This window comes from Agrobacterium sp. 10MFCol1.1 (assembly GCF_000381165.1).
Classification (GTDB): Bacteria; Pseudomonadota; Alphaproteobacteria; order Rhizobiales; family Rhizobiaceae; genus Agrobacterium; species Agrobacterium tumefaciens.
Genome location: NZ_KB906076.1, coordinates 360,590 through 381,659 on the forward strand (window position 1 = coordinate 360,590; position 21,070 = coordinate 381,659).

Below are 21,070 nucleotides of genomic sequence, written 5' to 3' on the forward strand. Positions count from 1 at the left end.
AATGACGTTTTGCGGCCCCGGTCACAGGCCATCTGCCAAAGGCCAGGCGGATTGTAGCCGTCCAGTTGCCCTGCGCGACGTGATTGAAGGTCCCACCTGAGTGGGTCTAAATCAACCTCAGTCCGGTGCCGGGATCAAACACGTGTAGGTCAGACGATGCCACTTCAACACCAAGCACCTCGCCGATGGCGGGTCTTATGTCTGCAGGAACAGAAATATTGATCTCGTGGCGGTCGTTTTTCAGGCAGATCAGACGTGTCTCACCGTGGAACTCGTTCCGCTCGACGGTGCCGCGAAAGGCTTGAGCATCCTGGTTTATGCGAAATGATCCGGGCCGAATTCCAACGGTAACCTCACCCGAGCGTAGGCCTGCCGGAGCTGTAAACCTGACAAGATTGTCGCCGAGCCACTCCTGCGTCATCTGCAACTGAAGGAAATTCATGTTCGGTGTGCCTATGAAGCCGGCAGCAAACACTGTCCGAGGCGCCTGATAAATTTCTTCGGGCGTGCCCATTTGCTCAATACGGCCGTCCTTCATCAGGACAATACGGTCGGCAAGCGTCATGGCTTCGAGTTGGTCGTGAGTGACATATATGCTTGTCGTTTTCAGGTCGCGGTGGAGGCGCGCGATCTCGACCCGCAGGCTGCCGCGCAGCTTGGCATCAAGGTTGGAAAGCGGTTCGTCAAACAGGAAGACCTCCGGGGTCTTGATCATGGCGCGGGCGATGGCCACACGCTGCTGCTGTCCGCCGGACAGTTCCGTCGGCTTGCGCGCAAGATAGACGCCAAGACCGAGCGCGTCGACCACAGGCGCCAGGCGCTGATCGATCGCGGCTTTTCCTATTCCGGCCCTCTCGAGACCGAAAGTGATATTGTCCCGCACGCTCATATGGGGGTAAAGCGCGTAGTTCTGGAACACCATGGCGATGCCCCGGTCACCCGGATCGCGATCGTTCATCCGCTCGCCACCGATGAGCAGATCCCCGCCTGAAATCTCTTCAAGCCCGGCAATCATCCGCAGCATGGTGGATTTTCCGCAGCCTGACGGGCCGAGAAAGACGACGAATTCGTGGTTGTCGATCTTCAGGTCAAAATCCCGCATGACCTCAAGCGAACCATAGACCTTCCTGATCCCCCGGCACTCAACAGTGGCCATCACTTCGTCTCCCCGTCCACGACGATCTGCAGCTTCACGTCCTCTGGCCGGCCTTCGGCCGCCCTTTCGAAGGCCTTGATCGATTGATCAAAGGCATAGGTGCCGGAAACCAATGGCTTCAGGTCGACCTTGCCTGCGGCGATCAGCGCCAGGGCACGGTCAAACACGTTGGCGTAGCGGAAAACCGTTTCAATACGGCATTCGCGGAAGCAGGCCGCCGCAAGGTCTACCGCGACGGGTTCCGGCGGCAGGCCGACGATAACCACTGTCCCGCCCGGGCGCACGACCTTGAAGAGATCACGGACCGCGGCCGGTGCGCCGGAGCATTCAAAGACGATATCGGCTCCCCAGCCTTCTGTCGCCTCGCTGACGGTCTCAATGAGATCGACCTCCTTGAGGTTGATACCAGTGATGCCGCCATAACTTTCGGCCAGTTTAAGCTTTGTTGCGGAAATGTCCGAGATCAGCACTCGCGAGCAGCCGCCGGCAAGGGCAGCCAGTGCCACCATGATGCCGATGGTTCCGCAGCCTGTAACAACCGCCGTATCGCCGGGCGTGATCTTTGCCCGGGCGGCCGCCTGCATGCCCACGGCAAATGGTTCAACCATCGCGCCTTCCGCGAAGGATACATTGTCAGGCAGCTTGTAGGTGAAACTTGCCGGATGGACTGTCTCCGGGCACAAGACGCCGTGCACTGGCGGCGTTGCCCAGAATGTCACGGCAGGATCAACATTGTAGAGGCCGAGCCGCGACGCACGCGATTTCGGATCGGGGATGCCCGGTTCCATGCAGACGCGGTCGCCGGGCTTCAGATGGGTGACGTTGGCGCCGGTCTCGGTGACGGTTCCAGCCGCCTCGTGGCCGAGAACCATGGGCGCGTTCACGACGAAGTCACCGATGCGACCATGGGTGTAATAATGCACGTCGCTGCCGCAGACGCCAACAGTATGGATACGAATGCGAACGTCATCCGGCCCCAACTCTTGAGGAATTTCGATATCGCGCAGGGAAAGTTCGCCGACATGTTCGAGGACAAGTGCTTTCATGGGTCAGTCAACCTTGGTCAGTTTTCTTGGAAAATGCGGCGTTGAGGCCACCGGCAAGCACTCCGAGCAGGATCAGAGGTGGCAGCGACAACAGGACGACGGCGGCGTTCAGAATACCCCAGGGCACATTCATGCCGAGCTGCGACATCTCGGACGCGATGATCGGCAGGGTCTTTGCCTTCGAGGTCGTGAGCATCATGGCAAGCAGGAACTCGTTCCAGACAAGGACGAAGGAGAAGGCAATGGCGCCGAAGACCTGGAAACGGGCAATCGGCAGGGCGATGCGGAAGAAGGTCGCATAAGGGCCAAGCCCATCCACCCGGGCAGCTTCTTCAACGTGAAGGCTGACACGCTCGAAAGCCGGCACGGAAAGCCAGATAGTGATCGAGGCTGTCACAATGAGATAGGTCACGATCAACGACAGCCGGGTGTCATAGAGATCAAGACCGAGCCAGATGACCAGCATGGGAATAGCGATCGCGACGGGCGGCAGAAAGCGCAGTGACAGAACGAAGAACTGCGCCTCCGCCGTGATCCTGTTCTTGAACCGGGCAATCACATAGGCCGCCGGTACACCGAGCACGGCGCCAAGCACGACCGCACTCGAGCAGATGATCAACGAATTGGTAAGTGCGCGCGCCACCGAGCGGCGATTGAGCACATAACTCATATTGTCGAAGACAGGCTGGAAGATAAGCTTTGGCGTTGACACCAGCAGATCGGCATTGGTCTTGAAGGCGTTTAGCAGGGTCCATAGGAGTGGCAGCACGACAAGTGCAGCGGCAAGAACCAACAAAAGCCTGAGCAGAAAGGTGGAGATCTTCATCGGTTCAGCCTCTTCCAGGTAAAGGTAAAGGTGACGATGGTCAGGACCATCATGATGACGGCCATGGAGGACGCATAGGAGATCTTGCCAGCTTCTATGAAGCCTTGGGAATAGGCATACATGTCAAGCGTCTCGGTTGAGATGCCGGGACCGCCGCGCGTCATGACGTAAACGAGGTCGAAGGAGCGAAGACTCTCGATCGCCTTGACCAGCAGCAGACTGATCAAGGGTGCTTTCAGCATCGGCAGGGTCACGAAACGATGGATTTCGAAGCGGGTCGCCCGATCTATGCGTGCGGCTTCCAGCGGCTGAGGCGGCAGGGATTCGAGAAGCTTCAAGATGATCACTGAAAAGAACAAGCCCCATTGCCAGACGTCGACGAAAGCAACAGCAAGGAGGGCGCCGAGCGGCGTCGACAGAATGTCGGGCGTGATGCCGGTGAGCTCCCGGACCGGCCAGGTCAGCGCGCCGTAGAGCGGATGAAAGGCGAACTTCCACACAAATGCGGCGCACACGCGTGGCAGGAGAACGGGAATGATGAAGAGCACGCAGAGGACGTTGCGCATACGGGGGCTCGCTGCCTCGAACATGGCAATCCCGAGCGCAACCCCCGTCACCATGGTCAACGAGACGCTGATAACCTCCCACTTGAAAGATACCCAGAGCGCGTTCAGGAAACGGGCATCCGAAAACAGCGCCAGATAATTGGCTAACCAGACATAGTCTGCATCGGGTGCCGAAAGGGTCCGGTTCTGCAGGGATATATTGATAGCGTAGATCGTCGGCACGAGCGCCAGAATGATCAGGATACCCAAACTGGGCCCAAGAAAGACGTAAGGCAGCGAGCGGCCTCGGCGCATGGCAGATCCTCGGATTGGGAAAAGGGGGCGCGTCATCAGACGCGCCCGTCAGACGGCTTGGGAGGCGTCAGAGTTTGGCTGCGAAGGCTTCTAGGTCGTTCAGCGTCGCCTTGATGTCAGTGCGGCTACCGGTGATCAGCTCTTCCAGCATGATGCCCCACTGGTTGCCCAATTCCTGCCAGCGCGGATCCTGCCAGAAGGTGACTGTGGTCTTTTGACCGGTCGCCGCCATGGCGTCGGCAAGGTTCTGGCCAAAGGTCTTGGCGTATTCCGGGCTCTGATAGGTGCTTGTGCGCGTCAACTCGCCCGGCTGGCCGGCGGCGAGGCGGCGGGCTTCCTGTTCCTTGGATGTTGCCCAGGCAACAAAGAGACCGGCACAGGCCTTTTCCTCATCTGTCTTGTTGGCCTTGGACGCGATTGCAAAACCATGGGCGTAGCCGGCCCCAGGCAGCGGCGACGGCGGAACGGAGAACGCAACCTTGTCTGCAACCTGGCTCTGTGCCTTATCGACGGACATGCCGCCAAGGGGTGCGGATTCGATGATGATCGCCACCTTGCCGGAGCGGAAGGCGCCGGTGGACTCGTCCCAAGAGCCGGTCTGCGTGCCCGGCGCCGAATATTTGAAGAGCTCGAGATAGGTTTCGGTCGCCTTTACCGCGGCATCCGAATTGAAGGCCGGCTTGCCGTCCTTGAACCACTCGCCACCGTTTGCTTTGAAGAACGGCATCCAGCGCCAGACGTTGGCGCCTGAACCGCGCTGTCCGCGAAGCGCAGTGCCGTAGACGCCGTTGGCCGGATCATGCAGCTTCTGCACGGCTGCGAAATATTCGTCCCAGGTCTTCGGCGACGCGATGCCTGCCTTTTCTAGGAGGTCGGTGCGGTAGACCATCAGGTCGCCGCCACCCTGCACCGGTGCAAACCACTCTTTGCCGTCGTAGGTCGCAGCTGCGCGCATACCGGCGTCGAAGTCTTTGTAGTCGTATTCGGATGGATAAAAGCCATCAAGCGGGACGATCCAGCCAGACGAGGCAAAAAGCGCCAGATTGGCTTCATCAACATAATAGACGTTGAAGCTTCCGACCGTCGAGGCGTCGGCCTGCGACTTCGCGCGGCGATCGTTCTCGTTGAGATAACTGATCTCGAAGCCTGCGCCGGAGAGCTCTTCGAACTCATCGACATATTTTTCGAGAAGGGTCAGTCCGTCGCGCGGCTGCGCCAGGACACGCACGTCGCTGGTGCATTGTGCGGCGGCAAAAGCGCTGGATGCTGCAAATATGGCGATAACCGCGCAACCGGCGCGGAGAGCGTTGAGTGTCATGATGTCCTCCCTGAATGGCAACTCCCTTGCCATCGACCAGCCCACATTTACGCAAGCGACGGGCGCGTACTAGTTTGCCTCCGTCACAGAACTGGTATTATATTGACATTTGTGCGCTGTAACATGAGCAATTGAATGCCTATTGCATCAGACTTTCCTCAAACAGTCTCTGAGACTTTCACCGCCACGCGCGAGCAGATCGTCTTACCCGGAGGCGCTTCCTATCTGATCCGGAGGGACGACTATCCCAATCCGATCTGCATTTGGAACTATCATCCCGAATGGGAGATTCACTTCATCCCTGACGCTTCAGGATTTGCTTATGTGGGGGACTATATCGGCCCGTTTCGGCCCGGGCATCTGGTGCTAACCGGGACAAATCTGCCGCACAACTGGATCACACCCGGTGCACCGGCTTTGCCAGGCCGAGACATGGTCCTGCAATTCGACGCGGATGCCCTGATCGGTATTCGCGCAGTATGCCCAGAGTTTGAAGTGCTCCACCGGCTGAAGCCTCTGGCCCAACGGGGGATCGAGGTTCTGGGCGCCGACGCGCTCTTGATTGGAGCGAAGATTCTCGAGCTTCACGCGGTGGGACACCGTGGTGGGCTCGGGCTGTTTTTAGAGATACTGGAGGCAATCGAAGCGGCCACCGAAAAGAGGTTGCTCGCCAGCGAACACTTCATAGCGGTCTATAACCAGGTGTCGGACCGCAGGCACCGCCGGATCGACCAGGCAATCCAGATCCTGCAATCGGATCCTGGTGCGCAGATGCATGAAGTGGCTGTGATGGTTGGTTTCGAGCCGTCCGCCTTCTCGCGTGCCTTTCGGCGTCTAACCGGCATGAACTTTTCTGACTACAGCCGATCCGTCCGCGTCTGGCGAGCAAGAACCCTTCTCGCGGAGACCGAAATATCGATCACCGATATCTGTTTCGAGGCGGGCTTCAACAACCTGTCGAACTTCAATCGCTATTTCCGGATGGAGATGGGACTCACGCCCCGGGCCTACCGAAAGGCCGCGCGCATAAGAGCCAAGTCCGTCATTGGAGGAGTCCCGGTTAAGTCCATTTAAGGGGTGGTCGCGCCGAGATATCATCGATCCCTGGGGCTGCAATCGGTTTTTATCGTATCCCCGCCGCTTCGATATGTCGGCCTCTTCGCTAACAACAAAACTGGCATCTCCATTTCCCTGAACCAGTCTTGCGAGGGGGGTGGCAGCCGGCCGCTGCATTTGTTGCTTCAGCTCTGTCGCATCGAGCGGCTGTTCGCAATTGTCCTATTCGGGTTCGCCCATATCCAAGCATTTGCTTGCCGGTGAGATAAAGACGATTAAAAAATACTCCTGTTTACGCTCCGGGACAGACCGGCGTTTGAAGCGCTGAAAACCTTACCTGGGTCTGTGGTGTTCCGGGCTCATGAATTCGGTTCTTGCAATGGCCCAAATCGACGACGCGATTCCTGGCGACACCGTTTCGACTTCGACTTCGACGTTCGAGCGGCGGTTGATGTATGTGCTGGGCGGTCTTTACCTCGCTCAGGGGATACCGACGTATCTGCTTTTGGTGGCCCTGCCGCCGATCATGCGCGAGAGTGGGGCATCGCGCACATCTATCGGGCTGTTTTCGTTGCTGATGCTGCCGCTCATCCTGAAATTTGCGGTCGCACCGTTGGTGGATCGATGGTCTCCGTTACCCAAGCTCGGCCATCGCCGCGGCTGGGTTGTGCCGACCCAGCTTCTCGTCAGCGCCGGTATCGCTTCCATGACGCTGGTGGATCCGAGCGATGCCACGGTCCTTTTTGCAATCTGCATATCGATCACGCTTGTCTCCTCAATCCAGGATATTGCAACCGACGGCTACGCCGTAAGATGCCTGACCGACAAGACGCGCTCGCTGGGTAATGCCGTGCAGGCGGGTGCCGTAGCGCTGGGCGTAATCGTTGGCGGGACGGCGGCACTGGTGGTGTTTCATGTCGCGGGATGGCGCACGATGATACTGCTGGTAGCCGCGCTGTCGTTGCTGCCCCTTCTTGCAGCCCTCGCGATGCAGCCGGAAGCGCCCACGGTTGGCAAAGAAAAAAAACGCGCAAGCCTTGCTGGTTTCTTCCGCCGTCCGAGTGCCTGGCTGATCCTCGGATTTGCGCTGACATACCGGGCGAGCGAAGGTCTCGTGCGCGGGATGGAAGGCACCTATCTGGTTGACAGCAAGGTCCCGGCTGACTGGATCGGTTACCTCTCTGGCGGAGCGGCGGCAACTGCGGGCCTGATCGGCGTGGGTATCGCTGCCTCCATTATCCGCAAGGTTGGCCTGACGACAACGCTTATCCTGCTGGGTGGCCTCAGAAGCTTGTGTTTCCTCGCCTTCACCCTGAATGCGTCCGGCGTCTGGCCCGGCATGTGGGTGGCGATGTCGGCCTCGGCATTCCAGACGCTGATCCGCTACATGGAGCTGGTCGCCATCTATTCATTCTTCATGAAGAACTCTTCGGACGATCAGCCAGGAACGGATTTTACCATTCTCACCTGTGCCGAACTGGTCGTCTACATGGTTGGTGCATCCGCAGCCGGCCTGGTTGCCGACCGGATGGGTTATTCCGCGCTGTTTTCGACGGCAACAGTTCTTTCGCTTGTCGGAATGGGACTTTCCGTCTGGTTCCTTGGAAGGATCGGACGCGGTTCAGGCGCGTCGTTACGGCGATGATGACAAGCGGCCGGAGTAACGCTTTGCAGCGGTGTCACGAGACGCCTTAATTCCTCACAGGTTTTTTGCCCCGTCAGGCGCCGTCATGCGGCGAAGGTCTGTAGGGCGTATTCCGTAACGACTGCGGAAGGTGCGATTGAAATATGACAGGTCGTTGAAACCGACGCTGTAGACGATCTGGCTGATCGGAGTTGCGGTGTTCTCGGCAAGAATCAGGCTCTTGGCGAGCACCAGCCGCCGCTCCAGCACGTAGCGCGAAAAGGTCGTGCCTGTCCGACTGAAAAGTTTCTGGATCGCGCGCGGTGTGATGCCTTCGGTGCGTGCCACATCAGCTATCGAAAACGCACCGTCGGCAAGATTTTCCTCAACCATCGCCTTGATCGCTTCAATGCGGTTTTGCGGAACTGCCGAAGGCGCAACCTCGTTCCCATATCGGGCGAGAACGGGAAGCAGGGAGTAGAAGTGCGCCACCATCATGGTGGCATGCTCTTTGTCCTGATGGTCCTGTTGAAGAAGATATCCTGCATAGTGGGTCAACAACTGCAATGGCAGGCATTCTGCTGAAAAGGGCCGCAACAAGATCCGGTCGATCGACTTTCGTGCAAGGGTGAGGGCGGCATGGGGAAGATGGGCGCAGTCGAGGCGCCCGCCTTCTGGCAAAATAATTTCCGATGCCATATCCGTGGGAAGGATGATGACATCACGGGGTTCCAGTTCGAAAGTGTGCTTGCGATGATGGACAATTAAGGTTCCGTCAGTTGCACGCAACATCGCGATATCAGGCCTGCCGATCCCATGAGCTGTCAGTCGCAAGGGTGTTTTGGGCAGGTAAACGGTTGCGAGAGAAAGGTTTTCGTGTTTCCAGACAAGGCCGGTAACACCCGCCAGATCACCGTCTTCAACGGTGATCGTTGCTTCTCCCAACATGTCCAGAAGGATTGTGCGGCAGACCAGTCTGCTTTCTGGATCAGGTAGCGAGAGGGTTCCAAGTTTCAGGGGGCGGACTACTTCCATGAAAAATCAAACCTGTCTTTGCTGTTGATGTTCGCATCTATCCAAATCGGGTTCGTTCCCATCCAAGCCCGGCGGTTTCATAGCGCATAAAACATGATCAAAACAGTCTTGTATTTTCCGGGGCACGACTTGGAAGATATTTTTTGCGCATTGGGGGCGACATGATCGGAAAATGGAATGTCGGCGTTAGTCTTGTGGCTATCGTCGTCGCAATCGGGAGCGGCAACAACGCCGTTCAGGCGCAGGATACGTCTCAGAACGCGCAGTCAGACAATGGTTCTACGGTGCTGGAGCCGATCGTTGTAAGTGGCAACCGTATACCCCAGCAAATCTCGCGGACGGCGCGAACGATTTATGTCGTTGATGCACAGGCCATCGAGGCCGAAGCCCGTTCAGGCAAGTCGCTTCAGCAGATTCTTGCTGAGAGAGTTCCAAGTTTCGATCCCGCCAGCGAAGGTGCGCGCACAGCCTATGGCCAGAACCTGCGGGGACGCACGGCCCTCATTCTCATCGATGGTGTTTCGATGAACTCGGCACGCTCCCTGAGCCGCCAGTTCGATGCAATCGATCCCTTCAATGTCGAGCGTGTCGAGGTTCTGTCTGGTGCGACGGCAATCTATGGCGGCAATGCAACAGGTGGTGTCATCAACATCATCACGAAGAAGGGGAAAGATGCGCCGGACGGTTTGCGCGGTGAAGTGACGGCGGGCCTTGGCAGTGGCTTTGGCCGTACCCGTGACCTTGACCGCAACGGTGCAGGTGCCGTGACCTATAACAGCGAAAACTGGGATGCGCGTTTCTCCATCGCCGGCAACCAGACGGGAGGCTTTTACGACGGCTCCGGCACGATGCTCACCCCCGATATTACCCAGACTTCCACAGCATTCAACAAGCGCATCGATTTCATGGGTAGTGTCGGTTTGCAGATTGATGACGACAGGCGCCTTGAGGTGTCCGGCCAGTTTTATGACAGCGCCCAGGATTCGCCATTCGGGCTTTATCTTGGCGCAGGCCTTGCCGGGATCCGCAATTCCAACCTGGTTGAAACGCGGGACGGATACCGATCGGATTTCGACCCGCGCACGCGCCGAACCATGGTAAACGCGACTTACACCGACAATGATTTCCTGGGGCAGGAACTGCTTCTGCAGGGCAGTTTCCGGCGGGAAGAAATCCGGTTCCACCCGTTTCCCGGTAGTGCGATTTTCTCCCCCTTCGTCTATTTCGGTGGCAGCTCGCAGGATACCGATTACTATAGCCTGAAGGCAGCGATGATCTCGGAGCCGCTGGACGAGCTTAAGGTGACATATGGCATCGACGCCGACCGGGATTCGCTGAGTTCCAAACAGAACGTGTTCGATTTCCTGACAGTCGCGACGACCGGTGCGATGGACTTCAGGACACGCGGCATTACCGGGCTTTATCCCGACATCGATGTCTCGACCCTGGCCGGTTTCATCCAGGGATCTTATGAGGCGACGGACCGGCTGACGGTCAATGGTGGTGTGCGTTATCAATATGTCACCACCGACGTATCGAGCTTCGCCGGCGCGGCACAGCAGGTCGCCGTTCTCAACCGGGTCGGCTCCTCTGTGGATCCCATTCCCGGCGGGGAAGTCAGCTACGATGCGGCTCTGTTTAACGCCGGCGCGACCTATGAGCTGACCGATACGCAGCAAATCTATGCCAATTTCGGCCAGGGTTTCGAGCTTCCTGACCCGGCAAAATATTACGGGATCGGGAGCTATAGGCTTGTCGGAGGCCGTTACGTCCTCCTGGATAGCGTCAATGTTGCCGACTCCGCACTCCAGGCGATCAAGACCAACTCTTTTGAAGTCGGTTATCGTTTCAATGACGATAGCTTCAGCTTCCAGACCGCGGCATATTACTCGCTCTCCAACCGATCCATCGAGTTGAACCGCACGACCCTGGCTGTTGATGTCGTTGATCGTGAGCGACGTGTCTATGGTCTAGAGGCCAGCGCCAGCGCGACACTGGATTACGGGTTTGATGTTGGCGCATCCGGTCACTGGGTGAAGTCGGAAATCAAGTCTGACGGTAACTGGGAGAAGGAAAGCATCGGTACCGCCAGTGTTTCCAAGCTCGGCAGCTATATTGGCTGGACGAAAGATAACTTCAACATCAAGCTGGCCGGGCAACATGCCTTCAATCTCAGCGACGACGACAGCCGGAAGATTGATGGTTACACCCTGTTCGATCTAACGGGTGCCTATCGCTTCGAAGCGCAGGACACAACGCTTCGCTTCGGCGTGATGAACCTGTTCGACAAGGATTACACAACCATATGGGGCGCGCGCGCCAACGCGCTTTATGGTGCTTTGGCCAATGAAGCCGTGTTTGACTACAAGGGACGCGGACGCACATTCGCCGTTTCATTGACGAAAGTTTTCTGATGGATCATCAGGGCGGCATATGGCGGGGATCTTTACTCCCGCCACGCGCCGCCAGGTCAGCGCAATGACCGGTCTGACCTGCTATGGTGCCTTCAATCTCCATGGCTGCGGAACAGCGGGCTTATCGGGAGGGCGCGCGCGTTCTGGGCGCGGGCGCTGAAGGATAAGCGGCAGTTTCGATATTTCTAAGGCTCGCAGTGGTGAAAAGATCGCGGTTGGTGACATGTCGGCAATGCGTCAGACATCGAGTGTCTGGGAGCCGCCTCCCGCGCTTCGATTTCTGACGCTGTCGGACAATGGCCGGGCAGGGCTTCAAGACGAATTTGCGGCCCAACTTTACGGCATCTGCAATGTGGAACGATAGGATGGGGCAGGCGCCCGTTCTCCGGGACGGCGAGGTTATCGGTGCTGTTCGCCATTTCAACGAGGACAACAGCAAACAACGTTGTATCGAGTTGCTGGGCGATGAAGCGGTCAAGACCTCAGAAGTTGAGGGGGGAATTTATGGACCGCGTGAGTGTCCAGTCATCATTGCGCCGGAGTTTCGGTCGGTAACGGTTATATCTCTGCTGACTTACCGGTAAAAAGCTACCGAATGTCATCTTTTTCGCAGCACTATTTGCGCGGAGGTTGTTGGCGCAATCTTAAAGGCTCACGAAAACTGACAATCGGAAACAATCTAGTCGAAAGACGATCCAGGAACGCTGGCGCAAGCGGTAGATAGCGCTTGAAATATGACTCTGGAAAAACCATTTGACCGGCGATTTATGTGCAATGGAGGTATCAATGACGACCGTACAAGAGCGCCAGCCCGAGCAACACGTATTCGAAGCCGATGTCAGCCGACTTCTGCACATGATGGTGCATTCGGTCTACTCGGACAAAGATGTATTCCTGCGCGAATTGATCTCGAACGCGGCGGATGCCTGCGAAAAGCTGCGGTATGAGTCGATTTCCAAGCCGCAACTCTCGGCCGATGGGATCCAGCCGGGAATTCTCGTGACGCTCAATGAAGAGGCGCAGACACTCGTTGTCGAAGACAGCGGCATCGGCATGGACCGCGACGAGATGATCGACGCGCTCGGTACGATCGCGCGCTCGGGGACAAAAGCATTCATGGATCGGCTTGAGGCGGCCAAAGCTGGAGAGAAAGCGCAACTGATCGGCCAGTTCGGCGTCGGCTTCTATTCATCGTTCATGGTCGCTCACCGGGTCGAAGTAATCTCGCGCCGCGCCGGCAAGGACGAGGCCTGGAAATGGTCATCCGACGGCAAAGGAAGCTATGACATTGCTGCGGTCGATCCGGGACAAGCACCGACACGCGGTACTCGCGTCGTGTTACATCTCTTGGAAGATGCAAAGAAATATACGAGCAAATGGACGGTGGAGGAGATCATTCGAAACCAGTCCGGCCACGTCCCCGTACCTATCCGTCTGGTCGAGAAGGAGGGTGCCGAGCCCTCACAGGTATCCGATGGTGCAGCGCTCTGGATCAAGCAGAAGAACGAAATATCCAAGCAGGATTATGTCGATTTCTATCGGAGCGTTTCAGGCCAGTACGACGAGCCGCTGAGTAACGTCCATTTCCGCGCTGAGGGCCGACACGAATATACGACTCTTGCCTTTATACCCGGTTCTCAGCCATTCGATGTGTTTGATCCGGACCGACACGGTCGGATGAAGCTCTATGTGAAGCGCGTCTTCATAACCGATGATGCCGAACTGCTACCGCGCTATCTGCGCTTCGTCCGTGGCATCGTTGATACTTCGGATCTGCCGCTCAACATCTCCCGCGAGATGATCCAGGAAAGTCCGGTCCTCGCGGCCATCAAAAAGGGCGTGACGAGCCGGATCCTTTCCGCGCTGGAGAAGATGGCCGAGCACGACGGCGAGACCTTTGCCAAGTTCTGGGATATGTTCGGGGCTATTCTCAAGGAAGGCATCTACGAGGACTTCGAACGGCGCTCACAGTTGCTGAAGCTGGCACGCTTCCGCAGCACCGTATCGGGCGAGGCGACACGCAGCCTGGCTGACTACCTGGCCACGATGAGGGAAGGACAATCGGCGATCTACTATATTAGCGGCTCCACTTTGGACCAGCTGAAATCGTCGCCGCACCTTGAGGGTTTCCGGGCCAAAGGGATCGAAGTCCTCCTGCTTACAGATGGTGTCGATAACTTTTGGCCGACCAATGTGCCAGATTTTGAAGGCAAGCCATTTAAATCTGTCACCCAAGGTCTTGCCGATCTGAACACTGTTGCCGGGGAGGGAGGCGCTGATGAGGCTGGTCGGCAAGCTTCTCCCGAGGTTGGAGCCTTCATCGATTTCGCGCGAAGCGCCCTTGGTGAGGAGGTCGCTGACGTGCGTATTTCTGATCGGTTGACCGAAAGTGCGGTCTGCCTTGTGGCGTCGGATTATGGCCCCGACCGCCAACTCGAAAAACTCCTGAAAGGCGCCGGGCGGTTGCAAACAACGTCGAAGCCGATCTTGGAGATCAATGGGCAGAGCGAACTTGTGAAAAACATTGCTTCAATGGACGATCAGGCGTTTCGCGAGGATGCTGCGTGGCTTTTGCTTGACGAAGCCCGCATCCTTGACGGGGACAAACCAGCCAACCCGCGCGCGTTCGCCGATCGGCAGGCTAGGTTATTTGCCCTTGCGATGAGATCCGGTAAGTGACAAGCCTTTGCAAGGCGGCCTTTGGCTGCCTTGCCAACACTCGGCCGAAGAGGACGATCGGTGGTTGCCGATGGTGCGCAGGTTATCAATGAGTGTGACTGCGTTTTCTCAGATGATGCATCATGACAGCGCCAATTGCGCCCGGCACAGCCCCTTCAGTGCCGCTTTACCCTCTGGAAGATGCAACTGCACTGCAGAGCCCACCATAAGTCATCATTGGAACTGTAAACTGCCAGGGGCCCGTTATAGAACCCCTGCAGATTTCATAAACCGCTGATGCCAGGTCTTGCTGCTATCTCAAAAGTTCGTAGTGGCTTGCGGCTCGCCCTGACGCCGACCACTGAGCACCGCGAAACGCCATGCTTTGAAGCTGCAGTCCACCTCGGAAAATCCCGTATCGTGCATCCATTGCAACTGGTTCTCGATAGGGGAGCAACGATCGTGGGACATCCGCTCGAGCGCTTTGGTGATTTCCTCTTCTGGTACGCCCAGCCTCCTGACCTGTTGCAGCCAGATACGGGCGTAACGGGCCTCTACCTCGCAATCATGGCCGAGGACCTGCTCGGCGTTGACGAACAGGCCACCCTCCGACAAGGCGCTCCGAATTTCACCGAAGAGATGCTTTTTCGCGGCGTCTTCCAGATGATGGATCGCCAGCGCTGAGATGATGAGATCCCACGGACCGCCGAGTTCGGTATCGGACATGTCGGCCACGGCATAGGTAATGGCCGGATTGCCATCGAAGCGTTGCCGGGCCTGCTCGAGCATCTTTTCGGAGGCATCGACGAGGTGGATCTGGGCATCGGGGTGGCGGGCCAGCAGCATTGCCGTGAAAAGGCCAGTGCCAGCGCCAAGATCGAGCACACGCAGTTTCTCGGCGTCCCGCCAGTCGTCGATCAAGTCGAGCGCTGTCCCGTAAAACGTATCGAAACAGGGAATAAGGCCGCGCCGAAGGGCGTCGTAGCCGGATGCATCCCGATTGAAGACGGGTAAGGACGAAACATTTATCGGTGCCATGGTGTGTCTGAACCTTTTGGGATTGTAATCTACTTCGCCGTGGCGGCGGGGATCAGGCTCGGGTTCAATGAATATGTCGCTGTCGCCTTGCCGCTTGCAAGGATGTGGCCAGCCATGGCTTTTTCCACGTCTTCGCCAGTGAACGGCCCCGCAAGGCCCAGTGTCACAACGTCGAGCGCGACCACTTCAAGGATGTAGCGGTGAACGCGCTGATCGTTTATGGGCGGGCAGGGGCCGTCGTAACCACCATAGGTGCCTGCCATGCCATCAGTTTTGGCCAGAAAACTCGTATAGACATTGGCGCCGCGCAGTCCGTGTGGTGTCAATCCGACCGGCTTGCCGCCCAGCACGAGACCATCGCTTTCCGTACCTTCGCCGATGGATATGATGCCGGCGGGAATATCGGCCAAAACCCAGTGGAAAACGTTGATCCGCGGCGCGTCGTCTGGAATCGTGGTGCCAGGTTTATTGATGAGGCTAAAATCGAGTGGTACGTCCGGATCGGTCATCAGTAACACATAAGATCTGGTGCCCTCTGGGCCTGCCGACCATGAGACCCCCGGGCTCACGTCCTTCGCCCCTTTTCCGGGCGGGCAGAAGGCGGCGGAATCTGAAAACCGGCCATAACCGTCAAGCCCTTCGATCTTTACGGACAGCGTGGAGTCCGCGGCCATGGGCGCTGTCGCCGAAAATGCGGCGGCCACAATGGCGGCGCATATGCTTCTTTTATTCCTGTTCATCTCGTCTCGCCTGTTTGATTTCAGTCGAGCATAGGGAACGATGCCAATGCGGGTGGGCCCGATCTGATCAGCAATGAGCCTGAAGCGGTCAGGCTAATGGTTTTTTACGTGCCCTGCGAACGGTCGAAGGAGCCTGTCCGAAGGCATCCTGGAAGTGCCGCGAGAAGTGTGAACGCGATGCGTAGCCGGTAGCGGCTATTGCGTCGGCGACATCGGCATCCCGATCCGAGAGTATGAGGTAAGCGGCATGCATTCTTTCGGTGAGCAGCAGCGCACGTAGTGAGTGGTTTTCGTCCCGTAGTCGCCGCCGCAGGGTGGCCTCTGACATCGACAGGGACGCGGCGACCGCGGCGGTTGACCACGCGTGATCGAGCCGGTGGCGGATCAGGAGGCGCACTGCTTCTGTGACTGAGCGGTCGACATATTTGGGCATCAATGGCAGCGCACCCTGTTCGGCCAGGATAAGCAGAACCTCGAGAACACGGTGATCTACGACGCGCCGGGAAAGGTCGAGCGTACCCGCCAGCGCCTCACCACTATGGATGATTGCCGAGCAGAGCGTCGGACTGATCGTGATGGGCGAGCCGAGGGGTATGTCGCGCTTGGTGAGTTGCGGCCAAAGGCGTGCCGCCTCAATGACCAGGGTGCGAGAGAAGCGGACGAAGAGGGCGCGATAGACGCCAGTGTCGGCATCTGGTTCATTCACAACATCAACCTCCGCACCGGCCGGCAGCACGAAGGCGTCGCCGGCGTGGTAGATATCGCGTTTCGCGCCCCACAGCACTTCTTTGCGGCCTTCGATGACGATGACGAGGCCGGCTGCGGGCATGCTGAGCTCGGAAATGGTTTCCCTGTGACGGGCGACGAAGGCCGAGATGAACGGTGGATCTTCGTTTTCGAGCATCAAGCGCGTGTCGCGCTCGGCCAGCGGACGAAGGGCGTAAACGAGACGCCGCCGTAGTGTTTTGTCGCTGTCACGCATTGAACAAGCTATCTCGAAATTGGATCAGGCGTCATTGCTATGTTGAAATCAAGTCGCTGTCGATATGCCGCCGAAGGGCGCTGAAAACGGAAAGGTACTGTCTGCCATTGGCGATCTTTTGGAGGGCTACAACGTCTGAAATGGTCGGATATTGCAAGCCGGCAAAGCGCCGTTATCTTGGTCGTAGAGGTTGTCATCGCGCGCCTGAACGCAGAGTGCTGGACGCCTAAACGGTTGGAATTACGTTCAGAAGCAGTCAAAGTGTTCACCGCGTTTGACGGCAGCTATTTCACTCTCGCCGCCATAAATCAGACAGTCCGGTCCCGGCCCAAGGCGAAAATAACTTCCGTTTTGGACCGTCGGGTCGCCCATTCGATCCGGCAGAGGTGCATCCCAAAGCGGTCACTTATGTTTCGGTATGATGGAGTTGCTGGCCGAGATGTGTTGGATTCGTGGCGTTGGCTCGTGCCGGACGTCGGCTTGGGAACGAGGTCATAATTGATGCCGTCGCAGAAATGCTAAAATATGCCGAGACCCTCTGATCTTTCCTCAATTGGAGTTCGAGCCCTGATGTCGATTTCCGATACGATCTATCGACCCTTTGAAACGCTGATCCAACCCCTCGACATCCCCTATCAGCCGTTGCCCGCGAAAGGCCCGGTGGCTGTTCTCCTGCACTTCATCCGGATGTTCCGCGGCATCTTGCTCGTGCTCGCCCTTTCCACAATGGCAATCGAGGCCATGAATCTGACGATTATTTGGGGGCTATCGGTCATCGTTGATGGCGTGACGCAACAGGGCGCAAGCGCCTTCCTGCACAATGAATGGTTGCTTCTGACCTTGCTTGGCCTGATGCTCTTTCCCGCAATCCCGCTTGGCTCCTTTCTCGTCAACACGCTGAACTCGCATACGCTTGGCATTGGTATGCCTGCCGCCATTCAGTGGCAGGGCCACAAGGCGGTGGAGCGGCAGGATCTGGCCTTTTTCCATGATCTCTATGCTGGTCAGGTCGCCTCACGTCTGCAGCAGGTGGCCTCTGCCGTGCAGCAGCAGATCATATCGGCCTTCCAGTCCATCCCGCGCTTCGTGATGCAAATGGCTGGGTCGGTCATTCTCTTGAGCGCTCTCTCCTGGCAGCTCGCCTTGCCGACCATCGTCTGGATCACGCTTAACGTTCTGCTCGCTATCAGGCTGGCACCTGTATTTACCGAGCGCTCGCGCCGTTCCGCCAAGCGGCGCAGCCTGATTTCTGGCGCGATCACCGATCTCTACGGCAATATGCAGATGGTGAAGCAGTTTGCCGCCGAAGACAGCGAGGCGGGCGCTATCCGCGGCATTATTGCCAAGGCCATCAGTGCCCAACAAAGTGAACAGCGGATCTACCGCACCTCGGAGGTCATTGTCGTTGTCCTCAACATGATGCACTGGCTGGCGATACTCTCGATCGGATTTACCGGGCTTGTCGATGGTTTCGTCACGATCGGCGAATTCACGGCTGCCGTTTACGTCCTCAGCCGGCTGTCTGCTCACACCTTCACGTTCCTACAGATGGGCCAACAGATCTTCCAGGCAGTCGGTACGATCAAGGACGCCATGCCCGTCATGACGACACCGCCCACCATCACCGATCGTCCAGACGCAGCGGATCTTACCATTCGCCATGGCGAAATCCGTTTCGAGAACGTCCGTTTCGCCTACAAGACTGGCAAGCCGGTTATCGATGATCTCTCGCTGACGATCCGTCCCGGTGAAAAGGTTGGACTCGTCGGGCTATCGGGGGCTGGCAAGACCACACTCGCCAATCTCCTGCTGCGCTTCTACGATATCCAGGACGGCGCGATCCTGATCGACGACAAGGATATTCGCTCGGTCACACAATCAAGTCTGCGCCGCGTGATTGGCGTTATAGCCCAGGATGTGTCGCTGCTGCATCGTTCGGTCGGCGATAATATCCGCTATGGGCGGCCGGAGGCGAGCGCGCAGGAGGTGGAAGATGTCGCCAGAATGGCTGCTGCCGACACCTTCATAACAGAACTCTCCGATAGCGATGGCCGCAAGGGCTACGACGCTTACGTCGGTGACCGCGGCATCAAGCTGTCCGGCGGCCAACGCCAGCGTGTCGCGATCGCCCGCGTTCTCCTGAAAAACGCTCCGATCCTGATCCTCGATGAAGCAACTTCGGCCCTCGACAGTGAATCCGAAGCCGCGATTCAGGAGAAACTTGATCTTGTGATGCAAGGCAAGACGGTTATCGCCATTGCCCACCGCCTATCGACCATCTCCAGCATGGACCGCATCGTCGTGCTCGAAAACGGCCGCATAATAGAGGAAGGCCCGCCGGGGGAGTTAATTGAAACCAATGGTCTTTTCGCGCGGCTGTGGCAGCGGCAGACGGGTGGATTTATTCCTGACGACATCAACTGAACCCGCGTTTGCGATAAAACCCCAGTTATTCGCGACGCATTTCGGAATTGTTTGCTGAACAGATGGTCTGCTTCACGGTGAATAGTGTTGCTTCTCCAAAGGGCAGCAGACTCGGCTCCCTGTTTAACCTGAGCGTGGCGCGTTCTTCCTCCGGTCAATCGTGGCCAAAGGACAACTCAAATCGATATCGCAAATTGATCCTGCTGGATTGGGGTGGCCAGCACGCACCTGGCACAACTATGGAACCCGTCCAGCGCTCGGCGATCAAACCTCATCGCCCACAGGAGGCGAAAATCGGATAGAAAAAGGGGTCAATGTTCCGTGCTGATTTACGGGCTCTGCGTCGTCATAAGGTTCTGCGATTGATAAAGGTCAATGGCGGATGGCTGATATTTCTATTTACTAATGGATACGCTGCACCGAGATGAAAATGTAGAAACGGAAAAAGTACTTCGGACGCGGGATTTCCCGCGTGGCGGAGCGACGTTTGTACATCTTCAGATGCAAGCTCCATTTCTGAGTACGGGAGGGAAGCGATGCTGGTCCGAGAAATGACGCACAACGAGTGTCTCGCCGTGATCGCAGTCCAGAGGCTGGCGCGAATGGCGTGTGCGAGGGATAATATCCCTTACGTTGTTCCGATATATTACGCCTATTCAGGAAACAGCCTTTACGCGTTTACAATGCCAGGAAAGAAACTTGAATTCCTTCGGTCAAACCCGCGTGCCTGTTTGCAGATCGACACGCCGGAAGGTGCGCATCAATGGGCGAGCGTGATAGTCGACGCGTCTTTTCGGGAGTTGCCAGACGAAGACCCTCCAGTTCGGGAACGCTTACATGCCTGGGAGTTGCTTGCGGGACACTTTGACTGGTGGGAACCCGGCGCCCTGAAACCTCGATCTGAACCTCGTCGAGGAACCTCTCCACACGTCTTTTTCGCACTGGATATCGTGACTTTGAGTGGTAGAGAGGCGAGAGAGGGCCAGCCGGAGCGTGTTTTGTCGCAATAGGCGACGCTGGATTTTGTGCACTGACCTGTCCGCAGCAGTTTTGTCGGCGAGTACATGGGGCGTTTGTTGCTTTGGGCGCCGACGGGTCGAGATTTCTGCCGCACTTTCTGCGCAATCGGCCAGATTCGGGTGATCACGAAGGCCGCGATTTGGGGAGAAACGTACCATGACGATCTACGATGAACGCGAGAGAGCTGCAGAGAGGCAATATGTCCTGATGGCTGAGAAACCGTTCAGAATTCGCGCTAGGCGTGACAAAATGCTGGCGAGTTGGGTGGCCACGCTGCTCGGTCGCGATATCGCGCGTTGTCTTGAGGACATTATCGAAGCTGATTTTGCACGGGGCGACGAGGGTGTCTTGAAAAAACTGGAAAGCGATCTGGCGATCCTCGGGCTTTCGGATACACGTAATTTGATACGGCACAAAATGCAAAAATGCTTTGCCGATGCGGTAAGGGACGTTGAAGGCTCGGTGAACCAATAGACGAACTAGACCATTCCATCGTGAGACAAACATCAACGTGTCGGATCGAGTTGGGTAGTTGAAGCAGAATGCGTAAAGCGACCGCTGATACTTAGCGGCCTTTGCCGAAACGAGTGTCAGTGCGAAGCTGACGGCTGATGATGAGCCCGCCAAGCTTAAGTTCATCACGATCAACTGGAACACAGATATTTCTCACGATGCGGCGGAAGTCCACGTCGAGAAGGGCTGGATAATCTCAGGCATGAGATCAAATGGAAAGATCAAAAAGAAGCGGCTGTCGATCGAGTGCAAGCCTTGCGTGGTGTATTCGATCGGAAGGTAATTCTGTAGTCATACGTCGATGCCTGAACAGGGTTTAGGCTGCAGGAAGTCCAGCTTTGGCGGCGTCAGGCGTTTATT

Annotated in this window: 17 protein-coding genes; 8 read left to right on the plus strand and 9 right to left on the minus strand. The window is 57.2% G+C overall.

The features are described from left to right. Nucleotides 1-106: 106 nt before the first annotated feature. The 5 genes from F617_RS0115110 to F617_RS0115130 form a co-directional block, all read right to left on the minus strand. The gene (locus tag F617_RS0115110) at nucleotides 107-1,156 is read right to left on the minus strand and encodes an ABC transporter ATP-binding protein (protein WP_003516945.1); all 1,050 of its coding nucleotides are present in this window, start codon (nucleotides 1,154-1,156) and stop codon (nucleotides 107-109) included. Then, entirely contained in the window at nucleotides 1,156-2,202 is a 1,047-nt protein-coding gene (locus F617_RS0115115; RefSeq protein ID WP_019565885.1) for an NAD(P)-dependent alcohol dehydrogenase, read from the minus strand. Before F617_RS0115115 ends, F617_RS0115110 begins: the two co-directional genes overlap by 1 nt. Before the next feature lie 7 nt (nucleotides 2,203-2,209). Beyond that, nucleotides 2,210-3,028 carry a carbohydrate ABC transporter permease gene (locus F617_RS0115120; RefSeq protein WP_003516943.1) on the minus strand — a complete coding sequence of 273 codons (819 nt, stop codon included), beginning with the start codon at nucleotides 3,026-3,028 and terminating at the stop codon, nucleotides 2,210-2,212. After that, nucleotides 3,025-3,888, minus strand: a complete 864-nt coding sequence (locus tag F617_RS0115125; RefSeq protein ID WP_003516941.1) for a carbohydrate ABC transporter permease — start codon at nucleotides 3,886-3,888, stop codon at nucleotides 3,025-3,027. Before F617_RS0115125 ends, F617_RS0115120 begins: the two co-directional genes overlap by 4 nt. Nucleotides 3,889-3,955: 67 nt before the next feature. Continuing rightward, on the minus strand, nucleotides 3,956-5,206 hold the full coding sequence (locus tag F617_RS0115130; RefSeq protein WP_019565886.1) for a sugar ABC transporter substrate-binding protein: 1,251 nt from the start codon (nucleotides 5,204-5,206) through the stop codon (nucleotides 3,956-3,958). Nucleotides 5,207-5,341: 135 nt separating this feature from the next. Between F617_RS0115130 and F617_RS0115135 the strand changes: the two genes are divergently transcribed. Beyond that, nucleotides 5,342-6,280 carry an AraC family transcriptional regulator gene (locus F617_RS0115135; protein ID WP_019565887.1) on the plus strand — a complete coding sequence of 313 codons (939 nt, stop codon included), beginning with the start codon at nucleotides 5,342-5,344 and terminating at the stop codon, nucleotides 6,278-6,280. Nucleotides 6,281-6,623: 343 nt separating this feature from the next. Then, on the plus strand, nucleotides 6,624-7,907 hold the full coding sequence (locus F617_RS0115140; protein WP_019565888.1) for a RhtX/FptX family siderophore transporter: 1,284 nt from the start codon (nucleotides 6,624-6,626) through the stop codon (nucleotides 7,905-7,907). A gap of 54 nt (nucleotides 7,908-7,961) precedes the next feature. Here the strand turns inward: F617_RS0115140 and F617_RS0115145 are convergent, their stop codons facing one another. Continuing rightward, the gene (locus F617_RS0115145) at nucleotides 7,962-8,921 is read right to left on the minus strand and encodes an AraC family transcriptional regulator (protein ID WP_026330878.1); all 960 of its coding nucleotides are present in this window, start codon (nucleotides 8,919-8,921) and stop codon (nucleotides 7,962-7,964) included. A 161-nt stretch (nucleotides 8,922-9,082) separates the two neighbouring features. Between F617_RS0115145 and F617_RS0115150 the strand changes: the two genes are divergently transcribed. From F617_RS0115150 to htpG, 3 genes are all read left to right on the plus strand, one after another. Further along, nucleotides 9,083-11,335, plus strand: a complete 2,253-nt coding sequence (locus F617_RS0115150; RefSeq protein ID WP_019565890.1) for a TonB-dependent receptor — start codon at nucleotides 9,083-9,085, stop codon at nucleotides 11,333-11,335. Nucleotides 11,336-11,700: 365 nt separating this feature from the next. Next, nucleotides 11,701-11,919, plus strand: coding sequence for a DUF4172 domain-containing protein (locus tag F617_RS0115155; protein ID WP_034502169.1), 219 nt, complete (start codon nucleotides 11,701-11,703; stop codon nucleotides 11,917-11,919). A 202-nt stretch (nucleotides 11,920-12,121) separates the two neighbouring features. Then, on the plus strand, nucleotides 12,122-14,014 hold the full coding sequence (gene htpG, locus F617_RS0115160) for a molecular chaperone HtpG (RefSeq protein WP_026330880.1): 1,893 nt from the start codon (nucleotides 12,122-12,124) through the stop codon (nucleotides 14,012-14,014). Nucleotides 14,015-14,311: 297 nt separating this feature from the next. Here the strand turns inward: htpG and F617_RS0115165 are convergent, their stop codons facing one another. The 3 genes from F617_RS0115165 to F617_RS0115175 form a co-directional block, all read right to left on the minus strand. Beyond that, nucleotides 14,312-15,031 carry a class I SAM-dependent methyltransferase gene (locus F617_RS0115165; RefSeq protein WP_019565892.1) on the minus strand — a complete coding sequence of 240 codons (720 nt, stop codon included), beginning with the start codon at nucleotides 15,029-15,031 and terminating at the stop codon, nucleotides 14,312-14,314. A 29-nt stretch (nucleotides 15,032-15,060) separates the two neighbouring features. Further along, complete coding sequence (locus F617_RS0115170) at nucleotides 15,061-15,705, minus strand: YbhB/YbcL family Raf kinase inhibitor-like protein (RefSeq protein WP_236759222.1); 645 nt, start codon at nucleotides 15,703-15,705, stop codon at nucleotides 15,061-15,063. A gap of 154 nt (nucleotides 15,706-15,859) precedes the next feature. Then, nucleotides 15,860-16,753 (minus strand): AraC family transcriptional regulator, encoded by an 894-nt coding sequence (locus F617_RS0115175; protein ID WP_019565894.1) that lies wholly within the window; start codon nucleotides 16,751-16,753, stop codon nucleotides 15,860-15,862. A 570-nt stretch (nucleotides 16,754-17,323) separates the two neighbouring features. Between F617_RS0115175 and F617_RS0115180 the strand changes: the two genes are divergently transcribed. From F617_RS0115180 to F617_RS0115190, 3 genes are all read left to right on the plus strand, one after another. Next, a complete protein-coding gene (locus tag F617_RS0115180; RefSeq protein ID WP_019565895.1) occupies nucleotides 17,324-19,177 on the plus strand; it encodes an ABC transporter ATP-binding protein in 1,854 nt (617 codons plus the stop codon). Between the two features lie 551 nt (nucleotides 19,178-19,728). Next, nucleotides 19,729-20,187 (plus strand): pyridoxamine 5'-phosphate oxidase family protein, encoded by a 459-nt coding sequence (locus tag F617_RS0115185; protein ID WP_256379945.1) that lies wholly within the window; start codon nucleotides 19,729-19,731, stop codon nucleotides 20,185-20,187. Between the two features lie 166 nt (nucleotides 20,188-20,353). Then, nucleotides 20,354-20,671, plus strand: coding sequence for an ATPase inhibitor subunit zeta (locus F617_RS0115190; RefSeq protein WP_019565897.1), 318 nt, complete (start codon nucleotides 20,354-20,356; stop codon nucleotides 20,669-20,671). The last annotated feature ends 399 nt before the right edge of the window (nucleotides 20,672-21,070 follow it).

Coding starts and splice junctions, on each gene's coding strand:
- F617_RS0115110 (WP_003516945.1), bottom strand. CDS start 1,156: ATGGCCACTGTTGAGTGCCGGGGGATCAGGAAGGTCTATGGTTCGCTT.
- F617_RS0115115 (WP_019565885.1), bottom strand. CDS start 2,202: ATGAAAGCACTTGTCCTCGAACATGTCGGCGAACTTTCCCTGCGCGAT.
- F617_RS0115120 (WP_003516943.1), bottom strand. CDS start 3,028: ATGAAGATCTCCACCTTTCTGCTCAGGCTTTTGTTGGTTCTTGCCGCT.
- F617_RS0115125 (WP_003516941.1), bottom strand. CDS start 3,888: ATGCGCCGAGGCCGCTCGCTGCCTTACGTCTTTCTTGGGCCCAGTTTG.
- F617_RS0115130 (WP_019565886.1), bottom strand. CDS start 5,206: ATGACACTCAACGCTCTCCGCGCCGGTTGCGCGGTTATCGCCATATTT.
- F617_RS0115135 (WP_019565887.1), top strand. CDS start 5,342: ATGCCTATTGCATCAGACTTTCCTCAAACAGTCTCTGAGACTTTCACC.
- F617_RS0115140 (WP_019565888.1), top strand. CDS start 6,624: ATGAATTCGGTTCTTGCAATGGCCCAAATCGACGACGCGATTCCTGGC.
- F617_RS0115145 (WP_026330878.1), bottom strand. CDS start 8,921: ATGGAAGTAGTCCGCCCCCTGAAACTTGGAACCCTCTCGCTACCTGAT.
- F617_RS0115150 (WP_019565890.1), top strand. CDS start 9,083: ATGATCGGAAAATGGAATGTCGGCGTTAGTCTTGTGGCTATCGTCGTC.
- F617_RS0115155 (WP_034502169.1), top strand. CDS start 11,701: ATGGGGCAGGCGCCCGTTCTCCGGGACGGCGAGGTTATCGGTGCTGTT.
- htpG (WP_026330880.1), top strand. CDS start 12,122: ATGACGACCGTACAAGAGCGCCAGCCCGAGCAACACGTATTCGAAGCC.
- F617_RS0115165 (WP_019565892.1), bottom strand. CDS start 15,031: ATGGCACCGATAAATGTTTCGTCCTTACCCGTCTTCAATCGGGATGCA.
- F617_RS0115170 (WP_236759222.1), bottom strand. CDS start 15,705: ATGGCCGCGGACTCCACGCTGTCCGTAAAGATCGAAGGGCTTGACGGT.
- F617_RS0115175 (WP_019565894.1), bottom strand. CDS start 16,753: ATGCGTGACAGCGACAAAACACTACGGCGGCGTCTCGTTTACGCCCTT.
- F617_RS0115180 (WP_019565895.1), top strand. CDS start 17,324: ATGTCGATTTCCGATACGATCTATCGACCCTTTGAAACGCTGATCCAA.
- F617_RS0115185 (WP_256379945.1), top strand. CDS start 19,729: ATGACGCACAACGAGTGTCTCGCCGTGATCGCAGTCCAGAGGCTGGCG.
- F617_RS0115190 (WP_019565897.1), top strand. CDS start 20,354: ATGACGATCTACGATGAACGCGAGAGAGCTGCAGAGAGGCAATATGTC.